Below are 23,022 nucleotides of genomic sequence, written 5' to 3'. Positions count from 1 at the left end.
ACTTATTCCTTCTCTACGAATTTTTCTGGTTTAGGAATTTCAAGCGGTAATCCTCTTCTTTCCCGAATTTGCCTTATTGTTTGCGTTGCCATGTCCTCTGGGACTTGTTCCCAATGAGAGAAAGTGCACTGCCAGAAGGCGCGTCCAGAAGTTGCTGCGCGCATTTCTGCCGATAAGCCGAAAGTTTCGGCTACTGGAATGTAACCTGTAATAATCGCCAAAATACCTTTGTTTTCGGAAGCTAATATTTTTCCTCGTTTTCGTGTTATGATGCTTGTGCAAGTGCCGAACCATTCGACTGGAACAGACACTTCAATCTTATAGATTGGTTCGAGAAGCACTGGTTTGGCTGTTAGAACTGCGCCTAAAATTGCTCTGCTCGTTGCTCGCATTATCTGTGTAGGTTCACGTTGTGTTGGGTTCTCGTGAATTTGGGCTTTTACAAGGGTGACTTTTACATTTCTTAGCGGTTCTGCGCATAATGGTCCAGTGTCGCATGCCCAATGAAATCCCATGATGACGTTTTCTTTTATTTCTGGCGTGCTCTGAATGTTTTCGGTTAAATCTATGAGTATGTTTCCGTGTTTGTTTAAGGCCAAAATTTTAGCGTTTTCTTCAGTAACCTGCGTTAATGCCCTTCGGGCAACATCGTCTATTCGCTTCTGTTCCATTCCTTCTGTGAGCTCGTCCTTTTCCATCAATTTCGCAAGTTCGGTTTCGAGAGGCGCTACTCGCACGAATAGTTTATTGCGCATGTTAGAAGTTTTTGCCATAACGGTTTTGCTTGGTTTCAAAATGCTTTCTCTATAGGTTACTATTGGGCTTGAAGTTGTTAGCTTCATTTTCTCGCTGTATTGTTCTAAGAACTTCAATGCGATTTCTAAATGGAGTTCTCCCATTCCGCTGAGGAGGCACTGTCCTGTTTCCTTGTCTATGGTGGTAGCGAGGTTTGGGTCTTCTATGACAAGGCGGTTAATTGCTTCCACCAAGCGTGGCAGTTCTTTAGGGTTTTTTGGTTCTATGGCTATGCTTATGACGGGTTCTGAAATGTATTTTACGCGTTCAAAAGGAACCATGACATCCTTGTATGCGATATCGACGAGCGTTTCGCCGGCTCTTGCCCGTTCAAGATTTGATAAAGCAGCTATATTGCCTACAGTGATTTGGTCAACAGTTTCTTTGAAGGCACCCATATACATGAACACTTGCTGAATGTGGTAGTCTTTTTTTGCGCCGACAAGGTAAACGTGGTCTCCTTCTTTAACCGAGCCTGAGAAGATTCTCCCAGTTGCGACAAGCCCGGTTTTTGGGTCTATTTGAGCGTTTATTATACACATTACTGTGGGTCCTTTGTCGTCGCATTTCAGCATTGCTTGTCCTATTTCCGAGTCTATTTCGCCTTTCCAGATTTTTGGCAGTCTGTATTTTTGGGCGTCTGTTGGGTTTGGCGTTTTTTCGACTATCATGTGGAGCAGTGTGTGGTGAAGTGGAAGTAACCGTGAAAGTGTTTGATAGTCATCGTTAGCGTATGCGTTTACTATGTCTGTGAATTTTACTCCTTTTTGTTTGGCTACGTTTAGGGTGAATCCCCATTTATGGAGAGCAGAACCAAAAGCAACTGTTTCTTTTGCTGGGTCAACTTTCCACTTTTTCTTGAATTCTGGTTCTGCGTAAATTTCTATTAGGTTGTTGAAGTTGCTGATTATGCGGGCGAATTTTTCTTGGATTTTTTCTGGAGTAAGTTTTAATTCTTTGATTAGTCTGTCGACTTTGTTTATAAAAAGAACTGGTTTGACTCTTTCTTCGAGTGCTTGGCGTGTGACTGTTTCTGTTTGAGCCATAATTTCTTCCACTGCGTCCACGACGACGATTGCGCTGTCTATTGCGCGTAGGGCTCGTGTTACTTTGCCTGTGAAGTCCACGTGTCCGGGTGTGTCGATTAGGTTGATGATGTATGCGTTTTCTTTTGTTTCGTGTAGGAGTGATATGTTGGCGGTTTTTATTGTGATTCCGCGTTTTTGTTCTTCTTCCAAGTAATCGAGAACTTTGGCTTCGCCTGCTACGCTTGGCGGTAATAGTCCAGCTCCTGCCAGTAGCGAGTCTGTTAGGGTTGTTTTTCCGTGGTCTATGTGGGCGATTATGCCGATGTTGCGTATGCTTTCTTTTTTATTCATTAATTTGAGTATTTCGGCGGTTTGCTTGAATCTTGGCATTTTTTGCTCCTTTTTTCTATTAACTTTGCGATGCTTTTATGTTTATTTCGGTAGATGTAGAGTGGGGCTGTTTGAGGGTTAAGGTTGAGAGTGACTATTGAAAAACTTGGCAAAGAGCCTTACGCGTCCATATTGTGTTATCCGCGAGCATGCAAGGCGGAGGTTAGGAAGCGTTTGGTGGAGTTGCGTAGATTAGGCGTGATTGCTGTGGAGTTTTGTGGGGATAAAGAAGTGTTCGGCGTGTCTGTTCTGGGTAAGGGTTGCGTGGGTATTGTTACAGTGGCTTATGTGAATGGGGAGAAAGTGGCTTTGAAGATTCGGAGAGTGGATGCTGACCGTGAGGGAATGCTACGCGAAGCGGAAATGCTTGAGAAAGCGAATTCTGTGGATGTCGGACCGAAGCTTTTGGGTGTTAGCGCCAATTTTCTTGTTATGCAGTTTGTTGATGGCAAATTGCTTCCTGAATGGCTGAAAAAATGCAAGAGCAAAACAAGTGTGAAATGTGTTTTGCGTGATGTTTTGGAGCAGTGTTGGCGTTTGGATGTGGCTGGTTTGGATCATGGAGAGTTAAGCCATGCGCCGAAACATGTGATTGTTGAGGAGAGTGGCAAACCGTTTATTGTTGATTTTGAAACTGCCAGCGTGAATCGTAGACCGTCGAATGTGACTGCGGTTTGTCAGTTTCTTTTTGTTAGTGGTGAAGTTGCTGGTTTAGTAGTTAAGAAGCTTGACGTGAAGGATAAGGAGGCTGTTGTTGACGTTTTAAGATGTTACAAGCGTAATAGGACACGCGAGAATTTTGAAAGAATTTTGAGTGCGTGTGGTCTTCTACACAACATAGTCCGTTTTTGAACGTGAGTTATGGTTGTTTTCGTTTAGTTTTTCAATGCCTAACTCTTTGACTAACTGTGTAAGGTCAAGCCACATTTCCACTTGGTACTGTCTTGCTACTCTTCTTTTATCATAAAGCAGTGGAATATGGTCTACGAATATCCAACCGCAAGCTTCTGCCATCTCCTTTCTCCCCTTTCAATTAGAAAATTTCTTTTTGTCCTTTATAATTGGGTATGTAAAAAAAGGATAGAAGAGTGTTCTGGAGGAAAACTCTATGTGTGAGTTAGTTTTCCACTGTTTTGATGGTTTAGTGTAAAAAAGGTTTAAAGCATTGAATTTTTAGATTCCTAACCAAAAAATGGTGTAATAACTATGGCGATTAGTAGAGAAGAGATGCAGGAAATAGTCAAACGGTATCAGGAGCCTATTGGATTAAATCTGGGTTCGCATTCGGCTTTGGATGCTTGGCAAGGACAACGCAACTATGGCATAAGGAGCATTATTTACACGACTCCTGGCAGAGCAAGGATTTATCTGCAGAATCCTATGGTTGGCAAGCCTGATGAGCCGGTTGAGGATTTGCCGGTTCTCGTGAAGCGTGACATTCGTGTTGTTAATGACCCTAAGGATATTAGGAAAACTGGCGATTGGCGAAGTGCTATTGTGGTTTTGGATAAGTATTCGGACATTGTGAAGTATACTGATGTGCTTGTGGATTTGGAGTGTTTGCAGATTACTAATAGGGCTTTTGCGGTTTACGTTGGCGGCGACGAATACTGTAGCGTTATTGAGAATGATTATGCAGTGCCGATTCTTGGTTCTAGGCAATTGTTGAAGATTGAGAACAGAGGCGAAATTGAGAAGGATTACTATTGGTTTGCGGAGCAAGCGGGAATTCCTTATCCGAAATCTTACAAATACGAGGTTTACGAAGGCGGAATACGTTTTAAGGAGCCTATTGATGAGCCAATGATTTTGAAGGCTGAACATGCGCATAGGGCTTTTGAGCGTGAGTTTATTTTTGCTGCGGATTCGCGTGATTTGGAAGAGAAAGTTGCTAGGGAGGTTGCTGCTGGAAACTTGAATAGGGAAGCCTTAGAGAATGGTCGTGTGGAGCAGATTGTGCTTGGTCCGCATGCGAATTTTAACTTTTTCTTTTCGCCTTTGGATGCTAAGGGTGAGTGGGGCGACACTGAAGAGTGGTTCTCTAAGCTTTACAATGTGAGTGTTGAGGAAGCGCGGATTTGCTTGGCTAATCAGTTTTTGTCTATTGATGAGCGGCGTGAAACGATTCTTGATGGTTTAAAGCGTTTGCCTAGTGATGTTCAGGAGAAGATTAAGCGTGTTCCTTCGTTTGAGGTTACTGCGCATGCGATTCTTAGTCTTAGGGAATCTTTGCTGAAGGATTTGCACAGATACGCTGACCGCTTTTTGCTTGCTTGTAGGGAACATGCATACCCGGGGATTATTGGTGCTTGGTGTCTGCAGACATTGATTACTTGGGACCGTGTTAGCAAGTATGAGCTTAAGCCGAGTGTGAAGTTGGATGTGACTGTTGGCGCGGAAGCGAAGAAAGCTACGGATTATGGCTTGTATGATATTCATGGCGAAGCAGACCCATACATGCATATTCCAGTGACGCAGGACGTAGCGTTAAGGCATGGTGGTGGAACAAATGTTCACATGGGTTTGGGCTCACAGTATGCGAACGCGAAGTATAAGAAGCGGATGAGCACAGGCGATAGGATAGCGATGGAGATTAGAAGAGCGTTGAAGACGAAGCAGCTGCATGAACTAGTAACATAAACAATGCCATAACATATCCATCATTTTTTTGCATAGTTTTAGAGCTATCTGCTCGGAAGACGCTAGACCCCCCTTATAAATAGGTTGAATTTTAGATTATTTCATGCTAAGGAAACCGAAGAATAGTTTCATTACGAAAATCAATTAGCCCAAACGCCAAACAATACTACGAGCACAATTCGGGTGATTCACTTATCGAGAGCCGACTCTCTAAGAATAACTGTAGTCATGTAATCAGCAAAGGCTTCCAATTTTTCATGGTTCCGAATCTGCTTTTTCTTTTTTCCTTGGTAATGGGCGAGTGCTTGTTCAATCAAGTCATGGTATTCTTTAGGTAAATTAGCTAACCCCCATTGTCCTCCTTCCAGTTTGGAAAGCACTTTCTCTTCTCTTATGAAAGCTAGAATTCTGCATGAACCAAGTATCCAATAGACTGCCGGGTCGTATCCAACATTTTCGGGATTCTCATGCAAGTATTTTCTCGTGTGCTCCAAATCCTCTATCACCGACCTGAGGTGATATTCAGCGGGGATTTTTGAGAAGACATTGTCTATTGGTTTGCCCCAGACGCAAAATCCTCTCTTTCTCGTAGTGTATAAGTTGGATAGGATTTCGTTGTCCCTTTCATTTTCGAAGACTTCTCCCCAATATTCAAAGTGCAAATCCACCATTATCGGGTACCGTGGATTTCGAACAACACTCTCGCGAATTATGCTCAATTCTATACGTCTGTCCTTTGAGCTTATTCCTTTCAAATACTCAACTACCTTGTTCCTCTGCTCCTTTGACAACCCTTTCTTCACAACGAGAATTATGTCTATGTCGCTTGATTTTGGATTAAAACATCCCATGGCAAGGGAACCATACAAGTAAATGCCGACCAAGTTGTCTCGAAGGACAGAATGAACACTAGTAAACGCCTCTTCCAGAAAGTCTCTAACAAACTTAGGAGTCTTTTTAGGAAACTCGTATTCCGTGGTCACGTTAATTATGTCCTCTTAATCACCCTTTGGTGGTTGACGTTTTTCATACTCTTTGACTATTTCAGCGAGTTTTGGAACATCAAAAATTTTCTTTTTTGTAACTTCGTTTGCTGCCGCCATATACATTTGCTTTATTATATTTTTCAATGTTGAATCCAGCCTTGGCGGTTTACTCTTAACTAATCGTTTCCAGTCTTTTACGCCTTCAGCAACAGCCCTTTTCTTTGCTTCTTCAACTTCCCTCGCCCATTCCGTCCCTCTATAATATATTCTCGCTATCTCCTTGCTCACATGCAACCCGTTATATGTGAATCTACACTCGTCCAATGTGCCGACAACATCAACAACCATAAGCCTCCGCTGCGGGTCAAAAGCCAACTCAATCTTCCCGTCCTCATTCACCAAACCCGCAGGAGCGGCTATTTCTGTAATCGTCTCATCCACACGCAACAACAAATCCTTAACTTCAACCAATTCCCTATCCGTCAAACCCGCAATACGCAGCGCCTCACTCCAACTCACATAACGGTCGCCCTCCTCCAACTTCGTGCTCACATCAAAAATAGGCTTCGCAAGCCTCTCGCCCGCCTTTGGATAATGGTCTAACCCCAACTCTTCAAACGTAACCAAGCCCTTCTCTAGACGTTTAAAAACTGATGAGCCTTCTGGCAAGCCGTTACGGTAGATTATTTCAAGCGGAATCAAAAAGTTACGCAAAGCCGATGTGTAAAGGCTGTAGTCATATTTGAGTTTGCCATTTTCAACATAAGCCCTAGGCTTGTAAACGTTCACTAAATTAATCTCCATAATGCTGGAAGGCTCTTCCAACTCGTCAAAACGCACAACCTTACCGCTCTTATCCACTAACCCACGATAATGCGTTCTAATGCCCTTCTCTTCAAGCTTCTCAAAACAATACGCGCCCATCATACACAAGGCGGCGCCTTTACCGTCTATAAGGTCTGGCATTTCGCCCCAATCAAAAACTGAGTAACGGTCAGAAAAATGAAAACGCCCAACACCCATAACGTCTTTCGTTGGTTTCTTAACAACTTCTAAATCCTTAACGCTACCCATAGGCTTTGGCACGCTACTTTAATTTCTTGACAGACTTATCCGCCTTCTCAATCTCACTCTTCTTCGCAGACTGATACTCGCTAACGCGCTTTGCTAACTCCTTATCTTCCAAAGCAAAAATCTTCGCAGCCGCAATCGCAGCGCCTTCAGGCTCAACAGTCACAACCGAACCCACACCACTTGGAACCCTAAGCGAAGAATAAATGTCTGCACCCGCAAATTTGTCACTGTAAGGCGGACAAGCAATGACGGGCTTAGCAGTGTTCGCATCAACAAAAGCACTAAGCGCATTGGAGCGTCCAGCAACCGTAATGTAAACAACCCGTTCCTTCTCATACTCCTTCAAAATCTCCAAAACCTTCAAAGGCGTTTTATGTGCAGACGCCACCCGAAACTCATAATCAACGCTTAACATCTTCAAAGTCTTGGCTATTTCGCGACAAAACTCAACATCACGCTCCGAACCCATCAACACAACAACCTTACCCTTCATTCACACCACCTAAACAACTACACTGCTACAAGAACTACTAATTAAAATTTTTAAACCCGAACTTTAGTTTTTCATTTTGGAGGGCATTACCTAATGTCTTCCCGCATGAAACGCAGAAGAAGCATAATAGACGACCTCTTCGGAGACTCAATCTTCGAAGAAACAGAAAGCTTCTTCAACGAATTTCCAGAAAGCGGATACTCCATAAGCGTTACACAAACGCCAGAAGGAACAAAAGTCCGCGCTAAAATCGGAAAAGACGCGGACGCAGATGCGCTCCGAAGGCAACTTCAACAGAAATATCCAAATGCTGAAATCGAGATAGAAGGCGGCAGAAAAGAACCGTTAATCCGCGAAATTTCCACAAAACCCATCAAAGAAGAAACTAAAGAAAACAAAAAACAATCAAACTAAGACTTTGCTGCTGATTTTCTACGTTTAAACATCAGCCATACCAAACCAACCGCCAAAATCCCAACAACAAACCCAAGAGCCAAAAAAAGCAGCCCCAGCATCGTCATATCCACACTTACAGGCATAACCATAATAGCCAACATCCCAACCAAAAACCCAGCAATAAAAACAACAAAACTCAAAACCAAAAAACCACCCATAAACCCATCTTCACGCGGCATCGTTCCAAACCACGACTCAAAAGATAGATTAACAAACTTTTAAGCTTTAATAACCCCTTAACAATTTTACCATTCACAAGCCCGACGGGGTCGTCGTCTAGTTTGGACTAGGATACCAGCCTGGGGCGCTGGCGGTCCTGGGTTCAAATCCCAGCGACCCCACATTGACCCGTTTCTGCTTCATTTTTCGAAAATAAGCTCATGTTGACCATTCTGGCGCAGTAGGTCACGAAAAGTTCAATAGTTCTGTCCAAGCAACCGCAACTGCTGAATATCGTGTAGACAAGTGATAGCAAGACTAAAAATGCCAAGAAGACTATTTGTCGTTATGAACCAACTTGACGGCATGCGCTGGCCAAGCAGTTTCAATAAAGGGATATTCACAGGTGCCAGAGCTATTTCTTTGGCTTTAAGAGCTGTAGAAACGCTAAAGTTTTCTAATTTGAGGTTTAATATTATCTATATTTGAGGTGTTGTTTGACTTGGCTAAGTGGGAGTATAAGGTGGTCCCGATAAAAACGCGGATTCATTCAGATCATTTCCAAGCCGACAGCAAGCCAATTATAGATAATATTCAAAATGACTTGAATGCTCTAGGCAATGAAGGATGGGAACTTGTCAGCGTCCAAGACATTAGCCTGCCCGACGGCAGAATGTTCACTGTTGCCTACCTTAAAAAACAAAAAAGGTAGCCAGCGTGCACGCTAATAGAAGGCGTATTTCAAATTGTAGCAACTGACAATGTCTCTAACATTCTCAAAAGCGCCTTGATTTTTATTTTGCAAGAAAACTTGCTGCTGAAAAAGTCACTTGCAAGCCTGAAGCCCCTAAAGCGTCTCAAAAGGAAAATAGAGGGTTTCCAACGATTCAATCCTGTAGCAGACTGACAGGCACCAGCTGCAATTTTTGGACTGAACCAGGAAACCCATTTAGGACTAAAGGGTTTCTGGGTAAAAAGTGTTACTGAGAGACAAAACTTTACTTCAACCAACGAGAATTTCAACAATAGAAAAAGAGGAGAGCTGTTGCAGGAGATTTCTTCATCTGGGAGGGTGTTGTAATCAACACACCAGCCCTTTTGACTGAGACATCTATTATAAGTTTCACGCCTAGACTTTGCCTAAGCATTTCTCACAGTAACTAGCGTTTAAACGAGGGAGAAATTAATAAAAACTAATAAAAAGATGTTAGCGTAGAATTACTCATGTATTGTTCCCATTGCGGATTATGCCGTGAAAAGACTGAAATGCTGCTTTCCAGTGTAGATGTTAAACGTTTGGAAAGAGCAGGCTATGACAGACAGAAGTTCATGCGACATGCCAAGAATGGTTTTGTCAGACTAAAAAATCGCCGTGGGTTTTGCGTCTTCTACGATGTTGAAAAATGTCGTTGCAAGATATATAGACATAGACCTTTAGGATGTCGAATCTATCCAGTAATCTACAGCGAACTAGAAGGAATAGTGGTGGATAACCTTTGCCCGATGAAAAACACCATCTCGGAATCAGAACTTAAAAGGAAAGGTAAAAAGGTAATGGAGCTTATTCAAAGAATAGACAGCGAAGCAACTTCCCACGGAAATACAACTAGAAAAGGCAAAGTTTGTTAGCGAACGTTTAGTTCTCTGAAGCCTTCTTCAGCTTCACGTTCCTGATGTTTCAGATCAAGCTTGCGCTAGTTCTCCGATAGCGAACCTGTTTCCAACGCTGGTTATTTTGAACGTCACATGTTCTCCTTGTTTAGCGTTTGGTACAAATATTATGAAGCCTTCAATCTTTGCGATTCCGTCGCCTTTTCTGCTCATATCCTGAATTTCAGCCTCGTATTGCTTGTCAACTTCGACAGGTTTCTTTAAGTTGTATCCTGGTCCGTTTCTTCCTAATCCGTACGACATTTTATCACCTCAGTTAATTTCCAGCTATACTTGTCCTCAAAAGTAAGAACGTCTGTAGCCGTTATACCTTCTTCGGAAAAGACTAACCGCCTAACCTAAGATATGCCGCCTTTCTTATTAACCTTTGTGAAAGAGAGATAATCTCCTTTTATATCCTCCCAATTCTTTCTGGTCTCAAAGAAAGGATAGCAATGTTTTTAAAGGATATCACCAATGCCATAATGCCTTTCGGTGGTTAAAACATGCCCAAAAGCAAGAAAGATAAGGTTGCAGGTCTGGAAAAGCATAAGCAATTGCAAAGAGCTAAGGAACTAAAAAGGAAACAGAGAAAGAACATTGCGCTTCCTACAAAGCATACTAAAGGCAAGAAATAATCAATTAGCAACACGCAAAGATCGCAATAGTTGCCTCTGATTAGCCTCTTAGTTCTCTTCAGTTTCTATGTTCAGTCTGAAACAATGATGTTTCACCAATCTGCTTGAGCTAGATTAATATACTTGGCAGTGTACTTATTTCCAGCAGTTAGGATTCTCTAGAGAAAGAGTTTACATATGCCGTTTCACTTTTTCTCTGATTGTTCTGACCAGTGCATGTAATTGCGTTCTTACGATTTGGAGGTGGAAAATTGGGTAAAAGGAAAGTCATCAACGAAGAAGACCTAGAAAACATGATGTTACCAAGCGCAAATGACGTACTAGGCATGGCTGTTAAAATGCTGGGCTTTGACAGAATCTTGGTGAAATGTCAAGACGGTAAAGAGCGGCTGTGTAGAATTCGAGGAAAGTTGAAGAGACGAGTGTGGATAAGAGACGGAGACATTGTCTTGGTTTCTCCTTGGGATTTCCAATCAGACAAAAGAGGCGACATTTTCTGGCGATACAGGAAGAATCAAACTGAATGGTTGAGAAGCCATGGCTACCTTACAATGGGATAGGCTACTTGGTGATGTATCTGCACATAGCTTAATATGTAACGAAGTGCATTGTATAGTGAGTAGAATTCTCACAGAAAAGAATATTGACAAAAGGGTCTATGACGAATTTTGTCATTTTTCTTAATTATTCTACTTAAAGAAATATGAGGTGAAAACTATGGAATTAACAGACAAGCAAGTAAACACGCCTGCTCAAGAGTGGATCAATAGAGCAGGAAAAAAACATCCACACAAAGTAGATTATGATTCTGAACTGAAAAATTGGTTGCAACATGCTATAATAGAAGCAGAAAAGAACAAAAACTTTCATAAAAAAGATCAGCTCTTAACCCTTCTAAACGATCTCTAGGCTTTTCAAGAATGATCTTTGTAATGGAAGTAAGACAAGAGAAGTGTGTAAAAGCCTTGAGAAACAGAGCATCACAAGGTCAATATCTTGCTTTTCTTTCAGTAAAATATGAAGTTGACCCAGACAAATTTTTTATGCATCAGTCTCAGCAGAAGAAAACCGAAAATCCAAATGTGGAAGCCTTTCAATTGAGCGTCGCGGTAAAACACAAGACAAAGCCATTTTTTTGATTATGAAGGACTCTAGAGCTGTTGCGCAGTTTCCAATACCCCCAGAGTTTCTCATGGAACAAAACAATGGGATTAAAGATTTTATGAAAACAGACGTTATTCAAAGATATATTAGTGAAGAATAAGGAGTCATATTCTTTTCTAATCAGAGATTTACGTGCGGGAATGATAGAGGTTAATCTTAAAGCTAGAGTTTTGGAAATTCCAAGACAGAAACTTGTCCTTGCACAGTTTGGAAACTACGCTAAAGTAACCAACGCTTTGATAGCCGATGAAACTGGAACAGTTAAACTATGCTTATGGAATGAACAAATAAATGCAGTAGCAATAGGAGACACTATTCAATTGCAGAATGCGAGAATGTCCATATTCAGAGGCGAAACGCAGTTAAACGTTGGAAAAAAGGAACGCTCAGCAGTGTAAAGGCGATGGACCTAACCAATAGAAGTGCAGAATCAGTAGAACTTGCTCAACCTGAAACCTAAAGCCTTAATCACGTTTGCATTTGCAGTCATCATGCATATACGCTGGTCCTCTGCGCGTTCGTTTGTAAAACAAAAAAAGAAGGGTTTGTGGGAGACATTTCCACTTGTCCGTGGGTTCAAACGTGGGCTCTAACCTATAAGCCCCCACCAAAAGCTTATTTTACGAAAATAAGCATGTTTGAGCTTTTCAGACAGCCCAGAACTGGGTGTTTAAAGAAAGACTTATAGCAAAATTTTTTAAAGTCTCAAAATTGCTTAACTCTCGGTGTCAAAAATTTGAGTCTAGCTGTTGAAGCAGTGGATGTTGTTAAAGTCTTCGGTGAAATTCGTGCAGTGGACGGCTTAAGTTTTAATGTAAAAAATGGAGAAATTTTTGGGCTTATCGGTCCAAACGGAGCTGGAAAAACAACCGCACTGCGCATAGCTTCAACTTTGCTTCTGCCAACATCAGGCACTATGAAAATTTTCGGGTTGGATATTGTTCAAGAAGCAGCTGAAGTACGCAAAATTATAACTTACCTTCCAGAAGAAGCAGGCGCTTACCGAAACCTCTCCGGCAGGGAGTATCTGGAATTTATGGCCAAATTTAACACTGAAAGCAAGAATGAAGCGCAAAAAATGGTTAATGAAGCGGCTGAAATAACTGGTTTGGGCGAACGCTTAAAGGATAAGACTAAAACTTACAGCAAAGGAATGAAAAGAAGGCTTCTCGTGGCAAGAGCCTTAATGAATAAGCCTAAACTCGCCATCTTAGACGAGCCAACAAGCGGGTTGGATGTTCTGCACGCGTATCATGTTAGAGAAATAATCAAGCGGTATGTGAAAGAGCATGGCGTAACAGTTTTGCTTTCAAGCCACAACATGCTCGAAGTTGAACACGTATGCGATAGAGTCGCGTTGATAAACAAGGGCAAGGTTGTTGCTGAAGGAAAGCCCGGCGAACTGAAAGAAAAGTTTGGAAGCGCAAATTTGGAAGAAGTTTTTGCGAAGGTGATTGGGCTTGCTTAAGGGATTTGGAAATTTCCTGTTTAAAGAGCTTAAAGAGCTTGTCCGAGACCCCAAAATACTTTTGGGAATGATAATTGTGCCATTGCTAATGTTTCCTCTGTTAGGTAGCATAATGAGTTATTCGATACAGTCTGCCCAAGAGCAAGCTCAGAAAGCAACAATTCTTGTCGTAAACAATGATGAAGGAACCAATTCAACCTCTCTAATAGCGTTTCTCAATTCTTCAGCAAGAGTTTCCGTTGAAAACAATAAAGTTCTTGATAATAACACGATTCTGGAGCTGCTGGCGAAATACAACACAACTTATCTTATCGAAATTCCCAGCGACTTCAGCGTAAAAATAGAAGAACATGAGAGTAACAAAAGCATAACTGCTTATGTGAGATTTTACGGAGCTTTTTCGGGGACCAGTCTTTTTGAGAATGTCGGTTCTTCAGTAATTGACAGTTTAATCTACCAATTTAACAGAGCACAAGCTCCGGATTATGTTACCATTAACAAGTCAACAATTATCAAAGGAAATATTGTGGAAGGCGTTGACCCAAACATGCTGACCAACCTAATGTATTCACAAGCAATAGCCATGCCAATCACCATTATGATTCTACTCACCTACTCTATGCAAATAGCTGCAACCTCAGTGGCAATGGAAAAAGAAGAAAAAACACTAGAGACACTGTTAACTTTACCAATGGACCGCTTTGCAATTCTCATGGGAAAATTGTCAGGAACAATTCTTGTGGCAGGCATAGGCGCCTTAGCATACATGGTTGGCTTCAACTATTACATGGGCTCCTTAATGTCGATGGTCCCAGCGGGCACGTCTATAGACCTAGCCGCTTTGGGGCTTGTTCCGTCAGTTTTTGGTTATTTGCTCTTGGGAATTTCGCTTTTTGTCACCTTGCTCTCTGCGTTGGCGTTGGCGGTTATTGTGTCTGCGTTTGTAGAAGATGTGAGAAGCGCGCAGTCCATTGTCGGCTACATTTACCCCTTGATATTCATTCCGGCGCTTGCCCTAATGTATCTGGACATTAACACGTTGCCTCTCGCTTTGAAAATTCTTCTATACGCTATTCCCTACAGCGACCCAATTATCACGTCGAAAGCAGTCATAATGGGCGACTACTTGACAGCCATAATTGGCATAGTCTACGTTACCGCTTTCACGCTGGTCGTAATGTATGTGGCTTCACGATTATTCGCAACCGAAAAAATCCTAACAGCAAAACTAAAGTTTAAGGGGTTAAGAAAACGCGAAAAGACACCTAAGGAAGAGTTTCAGTAAAGCTTTTCCAAAGAAACGTGAACTTGTAACTGGTGACAATAATTGGGAATTCAGCAGATCGAAGTTTACACGGTTACCTTAAAATATAAAGAGCCTTTCAGAATCGCACCGGGCGCAAACACAGAAAGCCGCAACGTAATAGTAAAAATACTTACAGATTACGGTGTGATTGGATGGGGGGAATCCTCGCCGTCTAGACGGGTGACTGGTGAAACTCCAGAAACAGTCGTAAAAGTTCTGGGCAAATTTGCTCCAAAACTTATCGGCATGTGTCCGCTTAGAATCGAGCAAGATGTGGAAATGATGGATTCGCTTGTGAAGGATAATCCTGCCGCAAAAGCAGCCATTGACATGGCACTATATGATATTCTAGGAAAAACCTGCCGCAAACCCCTCTACAGAATAATCGGCGGATACCGCACCGAAGTCTTAACAGACTTAACCCTAAGCATAAAATCACCTAAAGAAATGGCTAGAGACGCTGTTAAAGCCCTCAGAAAAGGGTTCAAAGCCTTGAAAGTAAAGGTTGGAGTAAACCCCAACGAAGATTTTGAACGCATAAAACTAATTCGAGAAGCAGTAGGCGAAGAGATACAGATAAGAATTGATGCCAACCAAGGCTGGACACCAAAACAAGCAATAGAAGCCTTAAACAAGATGGAAAAATTCAACATCCAATTTGCCGAACAACCAGTCTCAGCCGAAGACACCGAAGGCTTAAGGGAAGTCAAGAAAAACTCGCCAATACCAATAATGGCTGACGAAAGCGTCCACTCACCAAAAGACGCCTTACGCTTAATACAAGCTGAAGCCGTAGACCTAATAAACATTAAACTGATGAAAAGCGGCGGAATACTGAAAGGCAGAAAAATAGCCGAGATTGCTGAGGCAGCAGGCATACCATGCATGATTGGGTGCATGGGCGAATCGGAAATAGGCATAGCAGCCGGAACTCACCTCGCCGCTGCAACAAAGAACATACAATACGCAGACCTTGACTCCGACATTTTAATGAAAGACAAACTTGCAAAAAAAGGCGGAACAAAAGTGAAAAATTCAATGCGAATTTTTCCTAAAGAAAACGGCTTAGGCATAAAAGAGTTAAATGAGCAAGTGCTTGGAAAGCCGAAAATGATTTACAAGTAAGTTAACTATTACCGTGAATAGGAGCATAATGGTAAATGGTCTCTCTTAGGGCTTTAGCGCCTTCATTAACCAGAATAACAGTAGCCGCAGCAGTTGGCGCCGCCTTACATATTGGTCAAGGCAACCCTGATTTGATAGACGCGAACGCCGTAGAATTTTCCAGAGCTGTCCTAGCGCAGACGGATGTGGAAGGAGAAGTCATCTCATGCGAAGGACCCAAAGACAACGCCCCAGCATTCCTAAAAAGAGAAAAAGTGGGAACTGGCAAAGGTCCAAAAGTCGAGTTTGTCGTAGACCCTGTTGACGGCACAACCGCCGCTTCCAAAGGCAGAAAAGACGCCATTTCCGCTCTTGCATGCGCGCCTGCTGGATGTTTTCAAGTGCTTCCAGACGACGGATACTATTTCAAAGTGGCGACAGACCATCATTCTGCTGGAAAACTTTCTCTGGACATGTCTGTCGAGGAAATTGTGCGAGCAGTAGCTCGAGAAAAAGGCTTGCCTCTCGAAAACTTCACTGTAATAATGTTAGAGCGTGAAAGACACGCAGACATTCTTAGCATTCTTAGAAAATTAGGTGTGCGAATAATTCTCATTCCAGACGGTGACATCGCAGCAGCAGTTGTTACATGCATTCCAAGCTCAGGCGTTGACCTTCTCATAGGCGCAGGTGCCGGCCCAGAAGCAACAATCGCAGCAACCGCCGTCAAGTGTTTAGGCGGCACAATGCTAGTGAAAGTGTGGAAAGACAAAAAAGATGACCCAAAAAGGCTGGATAGGCTAGAAGCGGAAGGCATTGATGTAGAAAAAGCATATACTGAAGACGAACTAGCTAAAGGCAACGAGTTGGTTTTTGCGGCTTCAGGTGTGACAAAAGGCGAACTCCTAGACGGCGTAAGATTCGTTAAAAACGGAGCAATTGTCAGCTCTCTCTGTATAAGATTGCCAAGCGGGACAATAGAAAAATCCGAAACAAACCTACGATTCAAAGGGCACCCAGTCTATAAGCACTTTTTAACCTAAAACGCAGCGAAAAAATGGGGCTGCCCGGATTTGAACCGGGGTCCTTCCCGCACGTGGCAAACGCCACAGCGCTTAGAGAGCCCAAGTCTCCAAGCCTAGACCAAGCTAGCCGACAGCCCCTTGATGCTTCATCTTTACATTTAAAACATAAAAATATAGTCTTACTTAACCTTTAAACCCTTTACCTCGTAATATTACTTTACCACTTTGGGGAGGCTAACGCAGACTTGTCAGTTCCACATCGTGTGCGAGGAGTAAAAATACTTAAAGCGGTTTCTTCGTCTCTTAGATTGCAGATTTTAAATTTGCTTTTTGATAGGGGACCTCTTTCTTACACTGAGTTGATGAGTTCTTTGAAGATGAATCCTACGAGGGATGCGGGAAGGTTTGCTTATCATTTGAAGTTTTTGCTTAGGGCTGACTTGATTGAGGCGGATGTGGAAGCGAAGAAGTATTGTTTAACTGAGCTTGGCAAGATGGTTATTGATGTTGCAGATAAGATTGAGAAGAAAGCCTTGAAACCAAAAAGTATGCTTATACGCACTTCGCGTTTTGCGCTAGAAGAGTTTGACGCGAACAAGATTGCAAGCTCTCTTTTTAGAGAGGCGAAAATGCCGACTGAACTGGCGCAGAAGGTGGCGAAAGAAGCTGAAAAGCGACTGTTAAAGTCAAAAACGAAGTATTTGACGGCTCCTCTTGTGAGAGAGGTTGTGAATGCGGTTTTGATAGAGAAGGGGTTAGAGGAGTATCGGCATAAGCTTACGCGTTTGGGGCTTCCTGTGTATGATGTTGCCAGCTTGTTAGAGGGGAAAAAAACTGCTCGGCGAGTGGGTTCTGTAGGTGAACAATTGGGAGAGACAATTTTAAGAGAGTATGTGCTTTTGAATGTGTTTCCAAGAGATGTTGCAGATGCGCATTTGTCAGGTTCAATTTTTGTGGAAGGTTTGGGTTCGTGGATTTTGAAGCCAAGCGAGATTATGCATGATTTGCGATTTTTCCTGCAGCATGGCTTCAATTTGGAAAGAATAAACGTTTTCAAGTCTTCTTTACCTTCTCCAAGCAGCTTGGAATCGGCTTTGTCGACTGCGTTTAATGTTCTTTTGCATTCTGCAAGAGAAGTGGATGCAACGCAAACTTTTGATTATTTTAATGTTTTTTTGGCGCCTTTTGCAAAAGACGCAAAGCTCACAGAGGTTAAGGAGGCTTTGCGTTTATTCATTCTTGAGGTAAATCAGCATGTAAAAGCGTCTTTTGGCCTGGAGCTAACAGTCCCAGATTTTATTGCTGGAAAACAAGTTCTCGGTTCTGATGGAAAAGTGTTAGGTAAATATGGAGATTTTGTTGAAGAAAGCCAACTTTTAGCTTCGCTTATCTTTGAAATATTTATTGAAGAAAGCTTGCGTAAGCCTCTGTTTAATCCCGCGATAATCTTGAAGGTGCGCGAGAACGCGTTTGCTGATGAAAAGGCAAAGAAAATGCTTTTAAAGGCGCATCAGTTGGCTTCAGAAAAAGGCGTATTCTACTTTGCTAATCTTTTAGGAGGAAACAAGTACGAATCTGTTTTCTCTTCTTCCGGATTTAAGCTCAAAACTGATACTAGTGGAGATTGGGAAATTGACACTCTGCGTACTGGCTGTCTTGGGAAAGTAGGGGTTAACCTTCCACGAATAGCGGTTGAATCTGGAAAAGATAAGGCGAAATTTCTGGAAATATTCAAAGAGCGGTTAGAAATGGCAGCTCGTGCTTTAGAGATTAAGTATAGAGCGCTTAAACAGCATTGTGCAGGTTTGCTTCCGTTTCTCTCTCAAGAAGTCAATGGCGACCAGTATTTTAGACTTGAAAATTGTTCTCGCATAATAAATTTGATAGGCTTGAAAGAGGCTGCTGAGATATTTTCTGGGAAGAGTATTTATGAAGATGAGAAAAGTTTGGCGTTTGCTGAGGAAGTAATCCAGCAAGCCTCAGATTATGCAAACAAAAGTGTGATAAAACATGGCAAAAATGTTTCCTTGGCGGCATTGCCGAGTGTTGAAGCTTCTGAAAGACTTGCACAGTTGGATATTGAGAGATATGGTATTGCAAAAGTGCGCTTTTCTGGAACACGGGAAAAGCCGTTTTATTCAGCAGCAAGTAAGTTGATTCTCAAAGAGAATGAAATTCTTCCGGCTGCTTTAAAGGTTGAAGAGAAACTGGGCAAAATGTTTGATGCTGGCGGATATTTTTCGGTAATAGAGCTTGGAGAAGTCGAGCATAAGCCGGAAGCTCTTATGGATTTAACCAAACAGATTTTTGAAAGCGGCAGCCTAGAATTTTTCACGTACAATCGCAAACTAACCTATTGTGTCAACTGTAAAAGAAGCTGGTTTGGAAGATTGCAGAAATGTCCCTCTTGCGGGGCGGTAAGCACATTGGCGTTCTTAGACCAGTTTGCGGCAGTATAAATTTTTGAAGGAATAAGCAGATTGTTACTTTACAGCGCCTAAAATTAAGGCTAGTAGTGCCATTCTGGCGACTATGCCGTTCCAGACTTGTTGGAAGTACCGCGCATAAGAGGTGTTGTCCACTTCGGAGGCTATTTCGTCTACTCGTGGGAGCGGGTGCAGAATTATTAGGTCTTTTTTTGCGTCGCTTAGTGTTTTTAAGTTTATTTTGTAGGAGCCTTTAACTTTGGCGTATTCGGCTGGGTCTGGGAAGCGTTCTTTTTGTATTCGTGTGACGTAGAGAACGTCTACCAGTGGGATTATTTTTTCTAGTTCGGTTTTTTCTGTTACGGGTATTCTTTCTTTTATTGTTTGTAGGACTTCTCTGCGCATTTTTAGAGTTTCTGGTGAAATTAGGTATAATTCGATGTTGTAGAGTGAGAGAGCGTATGCAAGTGAGTGGACGGTTCTTCCATAGCGAAGGTCGCCTACAAAAGCGATTTTTAATCCGTCAATCTTTCCTTTTTCTTTCTTTATTGTGTATAAGTCGAGAAGGGCTTGTGTTGGGTGTTCTTCTGCGCCGCTGCCGCCGTTGATTACTGGGATTTTTGCGAATTCTGCGGCGAGTCTTGCTGCGCCTTCGAGCGGATGCCTCACGGCGATTACGTCTGCGTAATTTTCAACTGTGCGTATGGTGTCTGCGAGGTTTTCGCCTTTTTTTACGGATGCGATTTCGGCTTCTGCGAAGCCAATTGTTGAGCCTCCTAGTTTGTGCATGGCTGCTTCGAAGCTTAAGCGTGTGCGTGTGCTTGGTTCGAAGAATAGTGTGGCTAGGATTTTGCCTTTAAGCATGTCTGAGCCTTTGGCGGCTATGGGTTCCATGGCTTGTGCGATTTTTAGGATGTAGTCGATTTCTTGTCGTGAAAAATCTTTTATTGAGATTATGTCTCTGCCTTGGAACTCCAATCTTGCACCCAGAACAAATCTACGTAACTCCTAAATAACTTTTTATGAGCAAAGCGAATGACCATTTGTGCAAGTGCAAAAGTTAAAATCTTTTATGCGCATTCTTCTGTATAGCCTTGTTTAAGGGGGATTTCGTGTGAGTGAAACGGAGTTGCGTGTTTCTAAGATTAAGGATGGCACTGTTATTGACCATATTACTGGTGGTCACGCGTTGGATGTTGTTAAGATTTTGGGGATTACTGGGAAGGAGAAGGGTACGCTTACTATTGCGGTTAATGTGCCGAGTAAGCGTCTTAAGGCGAAGGATATTGTTAAGATTGAGGGTAGAGAGTTGAAGCCGCAGGAGCTGCATAAGATTGCTTTGTTGGCGCCGCATGCGACTATTAATATTATTCGTGATTATGGTGTTGTCAAAAAGTTTGAGGTTAAGTTGCCGAAGGTCATTGAGGATATTGTTAAGTGTGCTAATCCGGCTTGTATAAGTAATAGTAATGAGCCTGTTCAAGCTAAGTTTTATGTAGAGTGTGAGGAGCCTTTGCTTTTGAAGTGTCATTATTGTGGTTATATCATGGAGAAGAAGGATGTTCTTCAGCAGTTTTAGTGTTGGTGTTTGGGTATTCGGAATTTGAGATAATGCTTATATCGTAAGATAGAATATTCTGAAGTTAGATATGTCTGGAAGCAGACATAAAGTATGTGTGTCTAACACAAATACAGGTGAGAAAAACATGTTTAGCCTGATTGAAATACTCTTATTCTCGTTATGGACGTGCTTCGTTATATACGCCACATGGTACTTCACTTCTGCAAAACACTACGCCCCAATAACCCATGCTGAAGCAAGAATGCTTTGGAAAATACACAAACAAATTGGTCAGTGCAGCGCCAAAAAATGGAAAGAAATTAGACGAAGAAATAAGATAGTAGGTTTTGAGTGCGGATGCGGATACAAGCACATACAAAAACGTCCACTAGTCATTAGCGCGCCTGAAGCGAGAACTCAGATGCAGAATGCTGAAGTGTCTATTTTCGATAAACTGCATACATCCTACGAATCAACCTAACCCTACAACTGAGAATCAGCGGAAAATAGCAGTTAGTGACAAATAAAAAAGGAGTTTATGCATACTTCTTGCATTTGTAGCAGTACCATCTTTGATATTGCGGAACGAAAGTGAGTGGACCTTTACATGTTGGGCAAACTTGTGGAGTTTGCTGAACTGGAGGAGCTTCTTGGGGTTGTTCTGGTTTTAATATTATGAAGTCGCCGACTGCTTGGACTTCTTCCCATGTGATGTTTCGGCTTTCGCCTCCTTTCTTGCTTTCAACGTATAAGGATATGCCCATTTTTCCAACCATAAAAGCGACGTCTTTTACTGTTCCGACTATGTGTCCTTCGGCGTCGATGACTTGCATTCCGACGAGCATGTCTTTTGTGACTGCTTTTTCCTGTTTAACCATGTTCTGAATCCTTCCTTGGTTAAGGTGGTTGTATTGATTGGTTTTATAAGATTTTTCTTTTATGTCAATTTCCGTTTCAGAATTTAGTTGAACGTTTAGTTGTTAACGTTTGTAAATAAATGTTAAATACTTTAAGGTAAAGAATGCTATTCAAAACGGTAAGGAGAAAATTGTATGAGTATAAAGGAAGAAGGCTACTTACAAGATTACATTGCCGCTGGACTAATCGGGTTCGCAGTGGGAATGTCAATTGTCGGCGCTCTTGCCTACAACATACTTTTCTATGCTGCATATTCAAAGTGGGGCGAAGTCATCGCGTTAGGTGTTGTCTCAGGAATATTTGGGTTCTTGCCTGGAGGCTTTGTCGCTGGATATCTCAACTTCAGAATACATAAAACAGAGAGGAAAGAAATGGAAGGACTCGCCGCAGGCGTTGTGACGTTCATTGTCCACTTCTTCATCACATTATTTGTCTTCGTGACAATGGCTGCGCTTGCGGGTGGTGGCGCAGGTACAGTGATGACTGCTTGGGCTTTAATTTTCGTGTGGGGTATAATTTTCTATCCTATTGGTGGATATCTGTCTGGAATGCTTGAAAATCGTCCAATTCCAATGCCAGCTATCCTCAAATTCGAAGGGATGCTTCGTGCACCGCCGCCTCCACCACCGCCAGGAGCACAAGTTTGTCCCACCTGTGGCGGACCATTAACCTACATTGAACAGTATCAACGTTGGTACTGCTACAAATGCAAAAAATACGTGTAGCTGCTTAACTTTCACATTTTTCTTTTTAAATTCGTCTTTTATGAAATGTTTTTGGTTGGTTATGTTCTGGGGTTTGCATAAATTATAAAAGGACAATGTGCTTACTGCTTGTGGTAGAGTTGAAATTATGAAAAATGTTAAAGCAAAAGTCTTGCTTTTTGTGTTGGCTTTCTGTTTATCGATGGGCAGTTCTGCGATGGCACAGTACACTGTAGGCGTCAAAGTGGAGACTGGATAAAATATAACTTCACCATGTCGGGCGGAGGAATGTCGGCTCAAGGATGGATTAAAATAACAATTCAGAGTGTCAGCGGAACACAAGTCACAGGAACCTACACTGTAGGAATGTCTGGTCAACAAATACAACAATTAGATTTCACGCTTGACATTGCAACGGGTTACGGTACAATGAACGGTTTCATAATTCCAGCAAATCTAAACACAGGACAAGCGATTCCAGGGGAAGGCGTTAGCGTGCAAGGCGTAACAACCCGCCATGGCAGAACAGCAATTTACGCCACAGCCACCGACCCATACTCAGGTGGAACAGGACAAATATACTGGGACCAAGCGACCGGAGTACTATTAGAAACAAGCGTCTCTTATAGTGGTTATACCTATACAATTACTCCAGCAGAGACTAACATGTGGGGTGGAGGATTGTTTGGTCCTGGCTTCTTGGGCTTGGACTGGTGGATTTGGATAGTCATCATAGTAGTCATAGTTGTGGTGATAGTTGCTGCAGCCATAATGCTACGCAAGAGAAAGCCTCCAGTAGCTCCAGCTGCTCCTGCTCCAACTCCACAAGAACAGCCCCCTCAGCCTCCACCACCGCCCCCACCAACACCCTAACCCTCACTTTTTTGTCAAACAACAATTAATCAAAAAGGAACGCTGAAAGCGCCGCCGGTAGGATTTTCAACAGGAGTTTTCTCCTCCTTGTTCTTGAACCTACGACCGACTGGTTAACAGCCAGCCGCTCTACCGAACTGAGCTACGGCGGCAAACACGAGCGC

Annotated in this window: 26 protein-coding genes and 3 tRNA genes; 18 read left to right on the top strand and 11 right to left on the bottom strand. The window is 42.4% G+C overall.

What is annotated here, in order from left to right; translation table 11 throughout:
• Positions 1–2: 2 nt before the first annotated feature.
• Positions 3–2,213 (bottom strand): elongation factor EF-2, encoded by a 2,211-nt coding sequence (locus HM003_06555; protein MBX5328991.1) that lies wholly within the window; start codon positions 2,211–2,213, stop codon positions 3–5.
• Positions 2,214–2,303: 90 nt separating this feature from the next.
• On the opposite strand from HM003_06555, the gene HM003_06550 reads away from it, so the two are divergent.
• Entirely contained in the window at positions 2,304–3,065 is a 762-nt protein-coding gene (locus HM003_06550; protein ID MBX5328990.1) for a serine/threonine protein kinase, read from the top strand.
• On the opposite strand, the gene HM003_06545 is transcribed toward HM003_06550, so the two are convergent.
• Positions 3,042–3,227, bottom strand: coding sequence for a hypothetical protein (locus HM003_06545; GenBank protein MBX5328989.1), 186 nt, complete (start codon positions 3,225–3,227; stop codon positions 3,042–3,044). The two genes, HM003_06550 and HM003_06545, sit on opposite strands and share 24 nt — an antisense overlap.
• Before the next feature lie 192 nt (positions 3,228–3,419).
• Here HM003_06545 and HM003_06540 point away from each other — a divergent pair, with 192 nt between their 5' ends.
• A complete protein-coding gene (locus HM003_06540; protein ID MBX5328988.1) occupies positions 3,420–4,853 on the top strand; it encodes a DUF1297 domain-containing protein in 1,434 nt (477 codons plus the stop codon).
• Between the two features lie 188 nt (positions 4,854–5,041).
• On the opposite strand, the gene HM003_06535 is transcribed toward HM003_06540, so the two are convergent.
• Genes HM003_06535 through HM003_06525 form a run of 3 tightly spaced genes read right to left on the bottom strand, consistent with a single transcriptional unit; the run spans position 5,042 to position 7,406 of the window.
• Positions 5,042–5,836 carry a DUF4111 domain-containing protein gene (locus HM003_06535; GenBank protein ID MBX5328987.1) on the bottom strand — a complete coding sequence of 265 codons (795 nt, stop codon included), beginning with the start codon at positions 5,834–5,836 and terminating at the stop codon, positions 5,042–5,044.
• 15 nt (positions 5,837–5,851) lie between these two features.
• The gene (gene purC / locus HM003_06530; protein MBX5328986.1) at positions 5,852–6,913 is read right to left on the bottom strand and encodes a phosphoribosylaminoimidazolesuccinocarboxamide synthase; all 1,062 of its coding nucleotides are present in this window, start codon (positions 6,911–6,913) and stop codon (positions 5,852–5,854) included.
• 13 nt (positions 6,914–6,926) lie between these two features.
• On the bottom strand, positions 6,927–7,406 hold the full coding sequence (locus tag HM003_06525; protein ID MBX5328985.1) for an AIR carboxylase family protein: 480 nt from the start codon (positions 7,404–7,406) through the stop codon (positions 6,927–6,929).
• Between the two features lie 93 nt (positions 7,407–7,499).
• Between HM003_06525 and HM003_06520 the strand changes: the two genes are divergently transcribed.
• Positions 7,500–7,820: a hypothetical protein gene (locus tag HM003_06520; protein ID MBX5328984.1), complete on the top strand. Its 321-nt coding sequence runs from the start codon at positions 7,500–7,502 to the stop codon at positions 7,818–7,820.
• On the opposite strand, the gene HM003_06515 is transcribed toward HM003_06520, so the two are convergent.
• Positions 7,817–8,041: a hypothetical protein gene (locus tag HM003_06515; protein ID MBX5328983.1), complete on the bottom strand. Its 225-nt coding sequence runs from the start codon at positions 8,039–8,041 to the stop codon at positions 7,817–7,819. The two genes, HM003_06520 and HM003_06515, sit on opposite strands and share 4 nt — an antisense overlap.
• Before the next feature lie 86 nt (positions 8,042–8,127).
• Here HM003_06515 and HM003_06510 point away from each other — a divergent pair.
• The 3 genes from HM003_06510 to HM003_06500 all read left to right on the top strand — a co-directional run bounded on the left by HM003_06510 (position 8,128) and on the right by HM003_06500 (position 9,650).
• Positions 8,128–8,203 (top strand) — tRNA-Pro (locus tag HM003_06510).
• A gap of 341 nt (positions 8,204–8,544) precedes the next feature.
• Entirely contained in the window at positions 8,545–8,733 is a 189-nt protein-coding gene (locus tag HM003_06505) for a hypothetical protein (protein ID MBX5328982.1), read from the top strand.
• A gap of 512 nt (positions 8,734–9,245) precedes the next feature.
• A complete protein-coding gene (locus HM003_06500) occupies positions 9,246–9,650 on the top strand; it encodes a YkgJ family cysteine cluster protein (protein ID MBX5328981.1) in 405 nt (134 codons plus the stop codon).
• A gap of 54 nt (positions 9,651–9,704) precedes the next feature.
• Here HM003_06500 and HM003_06495 read toward each other — a convergent pair whose 3' ends face one another.
• Positions 9,705–9,935, bottom strand: coding sequence for a TRAM domain-containing protein (locus tag HM003_06495; protein ID MBX5328980.1), 231 nt, complete (start codon positions 9,933–9,935; stop codon positions 9,705–9,707).
• A 625-nt stretch (positions 9,936–10,560) separates the two neighbouring features.
• Here HM003_06495 and eif1A point away from each other — a divergent pair.
• The 7 genes from eif1A to HM003_06460 all read left to right on the top strand — a co-directional run bounded on the left by eif1A (position 10,561) and on the right by HM003_06460 (position 16,394).
• A complete protein-coding gene (eif1A, locus tag HM003_06490) occupies positions 10,561–10,869 on the top strand; it encodes a translation initiation factor eIF-1A (protein ID MBX5328979.1) in 309 nt (102 codons plus the stop codon).
• 157 nt (positions 10,870–11,026) lie between these two features.
• Positions 11,027–11,218 (top strand): hypothetical protein, encoded by a 192-nt coding sequence (locus tag HM003_06485; protein MBX5328978.1) that lies wholly within the window; start codon positions 11,027–11,029, stop codon positions 11,216–11,218.
• A 344-nt stretch (positions 11,219–11,562) separates the two neighbouring features.
• Positions 11,563–11,871: a hypothetical protein gene (locus HM003_06480; protein MBX5328977.1), complete on the top strand. Its 309-nt coding sequence runs from the start codon at positions 11,563–11,565 to the stop codon at positions 11,869–11,871.
• Between the two features lie 338 nt (positions 11,872–12,209).
• Entirely contained in the window at positions 12,210–12,941 is a 732-nt protein-coding gene (locus HM003_06475) for an ABC transporter ATP-binding protein (protein MBX5328976.1), read from the top strand.
• Positions 12,934–14,226, top strand: coding sequence for an ABC transporter permease (locus tag HM003_06470; GenBank protein MBX5328975.1), 1,293 nt, complete (start codon positions 12,934–12,936; stop codon positions 14,224–14,226). Before HM003_06475 ends, HM003_06470 begins: the two co-directional genes overlap by 8 nt.
• Before the next feature lie 42 nt (positions 14,227–14,268).
• Positions 14,269–15,372: a dipeptide epimerase gene (locus HM003_06465; protein MBX5328974.1), complete on the top strand. Its 1,104-nt coding sequence runs from the start codon at positions 14,269–14,271 to the stop codon at positions 15,370–15,372.
• A 35-nt stretch (positions 15,373–15,407) separates the two neighbouring features.
• Positions 15,408–16,394 (top strand): fructose-bisphosphatase class II, encoded by a 987-nt coding sequence (locus HM003_06460; protein MBX5328973.1) that lies wholly within the window; start codon positions 15,408–15,410, stop codon positions 16,392–16,394.
• Between the two features lie 15 nt (positions 16,395–16,409).
• Here HM003_06460 and HM003_06455 read toward each other — a convergent pair.
• Positions 16,410–16,514: transfer RNA gene (locus HM003_06455), tRNA-Pro, on the bottom strand.
• A gap of 107 nt (positions 16,515–16,621) precedes the next feature.
• Here HM003_06455 and HM003_06450 point away from each other — a divergent pair.
• Positions 16,622–18,835, top strand: coding sequence for an ArsR family transcriptional regulator (locus HM003_06450; protein MBX5328972.1), 2,214 nt, complete (start codon positions 16,622–16,624; stop codon positions 18,833–18,835).
• A gap of 24 nt (positions 18,836–18,859) precedes the next feature.
• Here HM003_06450 and pyrB read toward each other — a convergent pair whose 3' ends face one another.
• Positions 18,860–19,780 carry an aspartate carbamoyltransferase gene (pyrB, locus tag HM003_06445; GenBank protein ID MBX5328971.1) on the bottom strand — a complete coding sequence of 307 codons (921 nt, stop codon included), beginning with the start codon at positions 19,778–19,780 and terminating at the stop codon, positions 18,860–18,862.
• Positions 19,781–19,916: 136 nt separating this feature from the next.
• On the opposite strand from pyrB, the gene HM003_06440 reads away from it, so the two are divergent.
• A complete protein-coding gene (locus HM003_06440) occupies positions 19,917–20,381 on the top strand; it encodes an aspartate carbamoyltransferase regulatory subunit (GenBank protein ID MBX5328970.1) in 465 nt (154 codons plus the stop codon).
• Positions 20,382–20,508: 127 nt separating this feature from the next.
• Entirely contained in the window at positions 20,509–20,844 is a 336-nt protein-coding gene (locus HM003_06435) for a hypothetical protein (GenBank protein MBX5328969.1), read from the top strand.
• Positions 20,845–20,899: 55 nt separating this feature from the next.
• Here HM003_06435 and HM003_06430 read toward each other — a convergent pair whose 3' ends face one another.
• Positions 20,900–21,241, bottom strand: a complete 342-nt coding sequence (locus HM003_06430) for a hypothetical protein (protein ID MBX5328968.1) — start codon at positions 21,239–21,241, stop codon at positions 20,900–20,902.
• Between the two features lie 174 nt (positions 21,242–21,415).
• Between HM003_06430 and HM003_06425 the strand changes: the two genes are divergently transcribed.
• On the top strand, positions 21,416–22,006 hold the full coding sequence (locus tag HM003_06425) for a hypothetical protein (GenBank protein MBX5328967.1): 591 nt from the start codon (positions 21,416–21,418) through the stop codon (positions 22,004–22,006).
• A gap of 267 nt (positions 22,007–22,273) precedes the next feature.
• A complete protein-coding gene (locus HM003_06420; GenBank protein MBX5328966.1) occupies positions 22,274–22,858 on the top strand; it encodes a hypothetical protein in 585 nt (194 codons plus the stop codon).
• A 49-nt stretch (positions 22,859–22,907) separates the two neighbouring features.
• Here the strand turns inward: HM003_06420 and HM003_06415 are convergent.
• Positions 22,908–23,010 (bottom strand) — tRNA-Asn (locus HM003_06415).
• Between the last annotated feature and the right edge of the window lie 12 nt (positions 23,011–23,022).

The organism is Candidatus Bathyarchaeota archaeon A05DMB-5 (genome assembly GCA_019685655.1).
Classification (GTDB): domain Archaea; phylum Thermoproteota; class Bathyarchaeia; order Bathyarchaeales; family Bathycorpusculaceae; genus DSLH01.
This window is presented reverse-complemented; position numbering and strand designations above follow the sequence as displayed.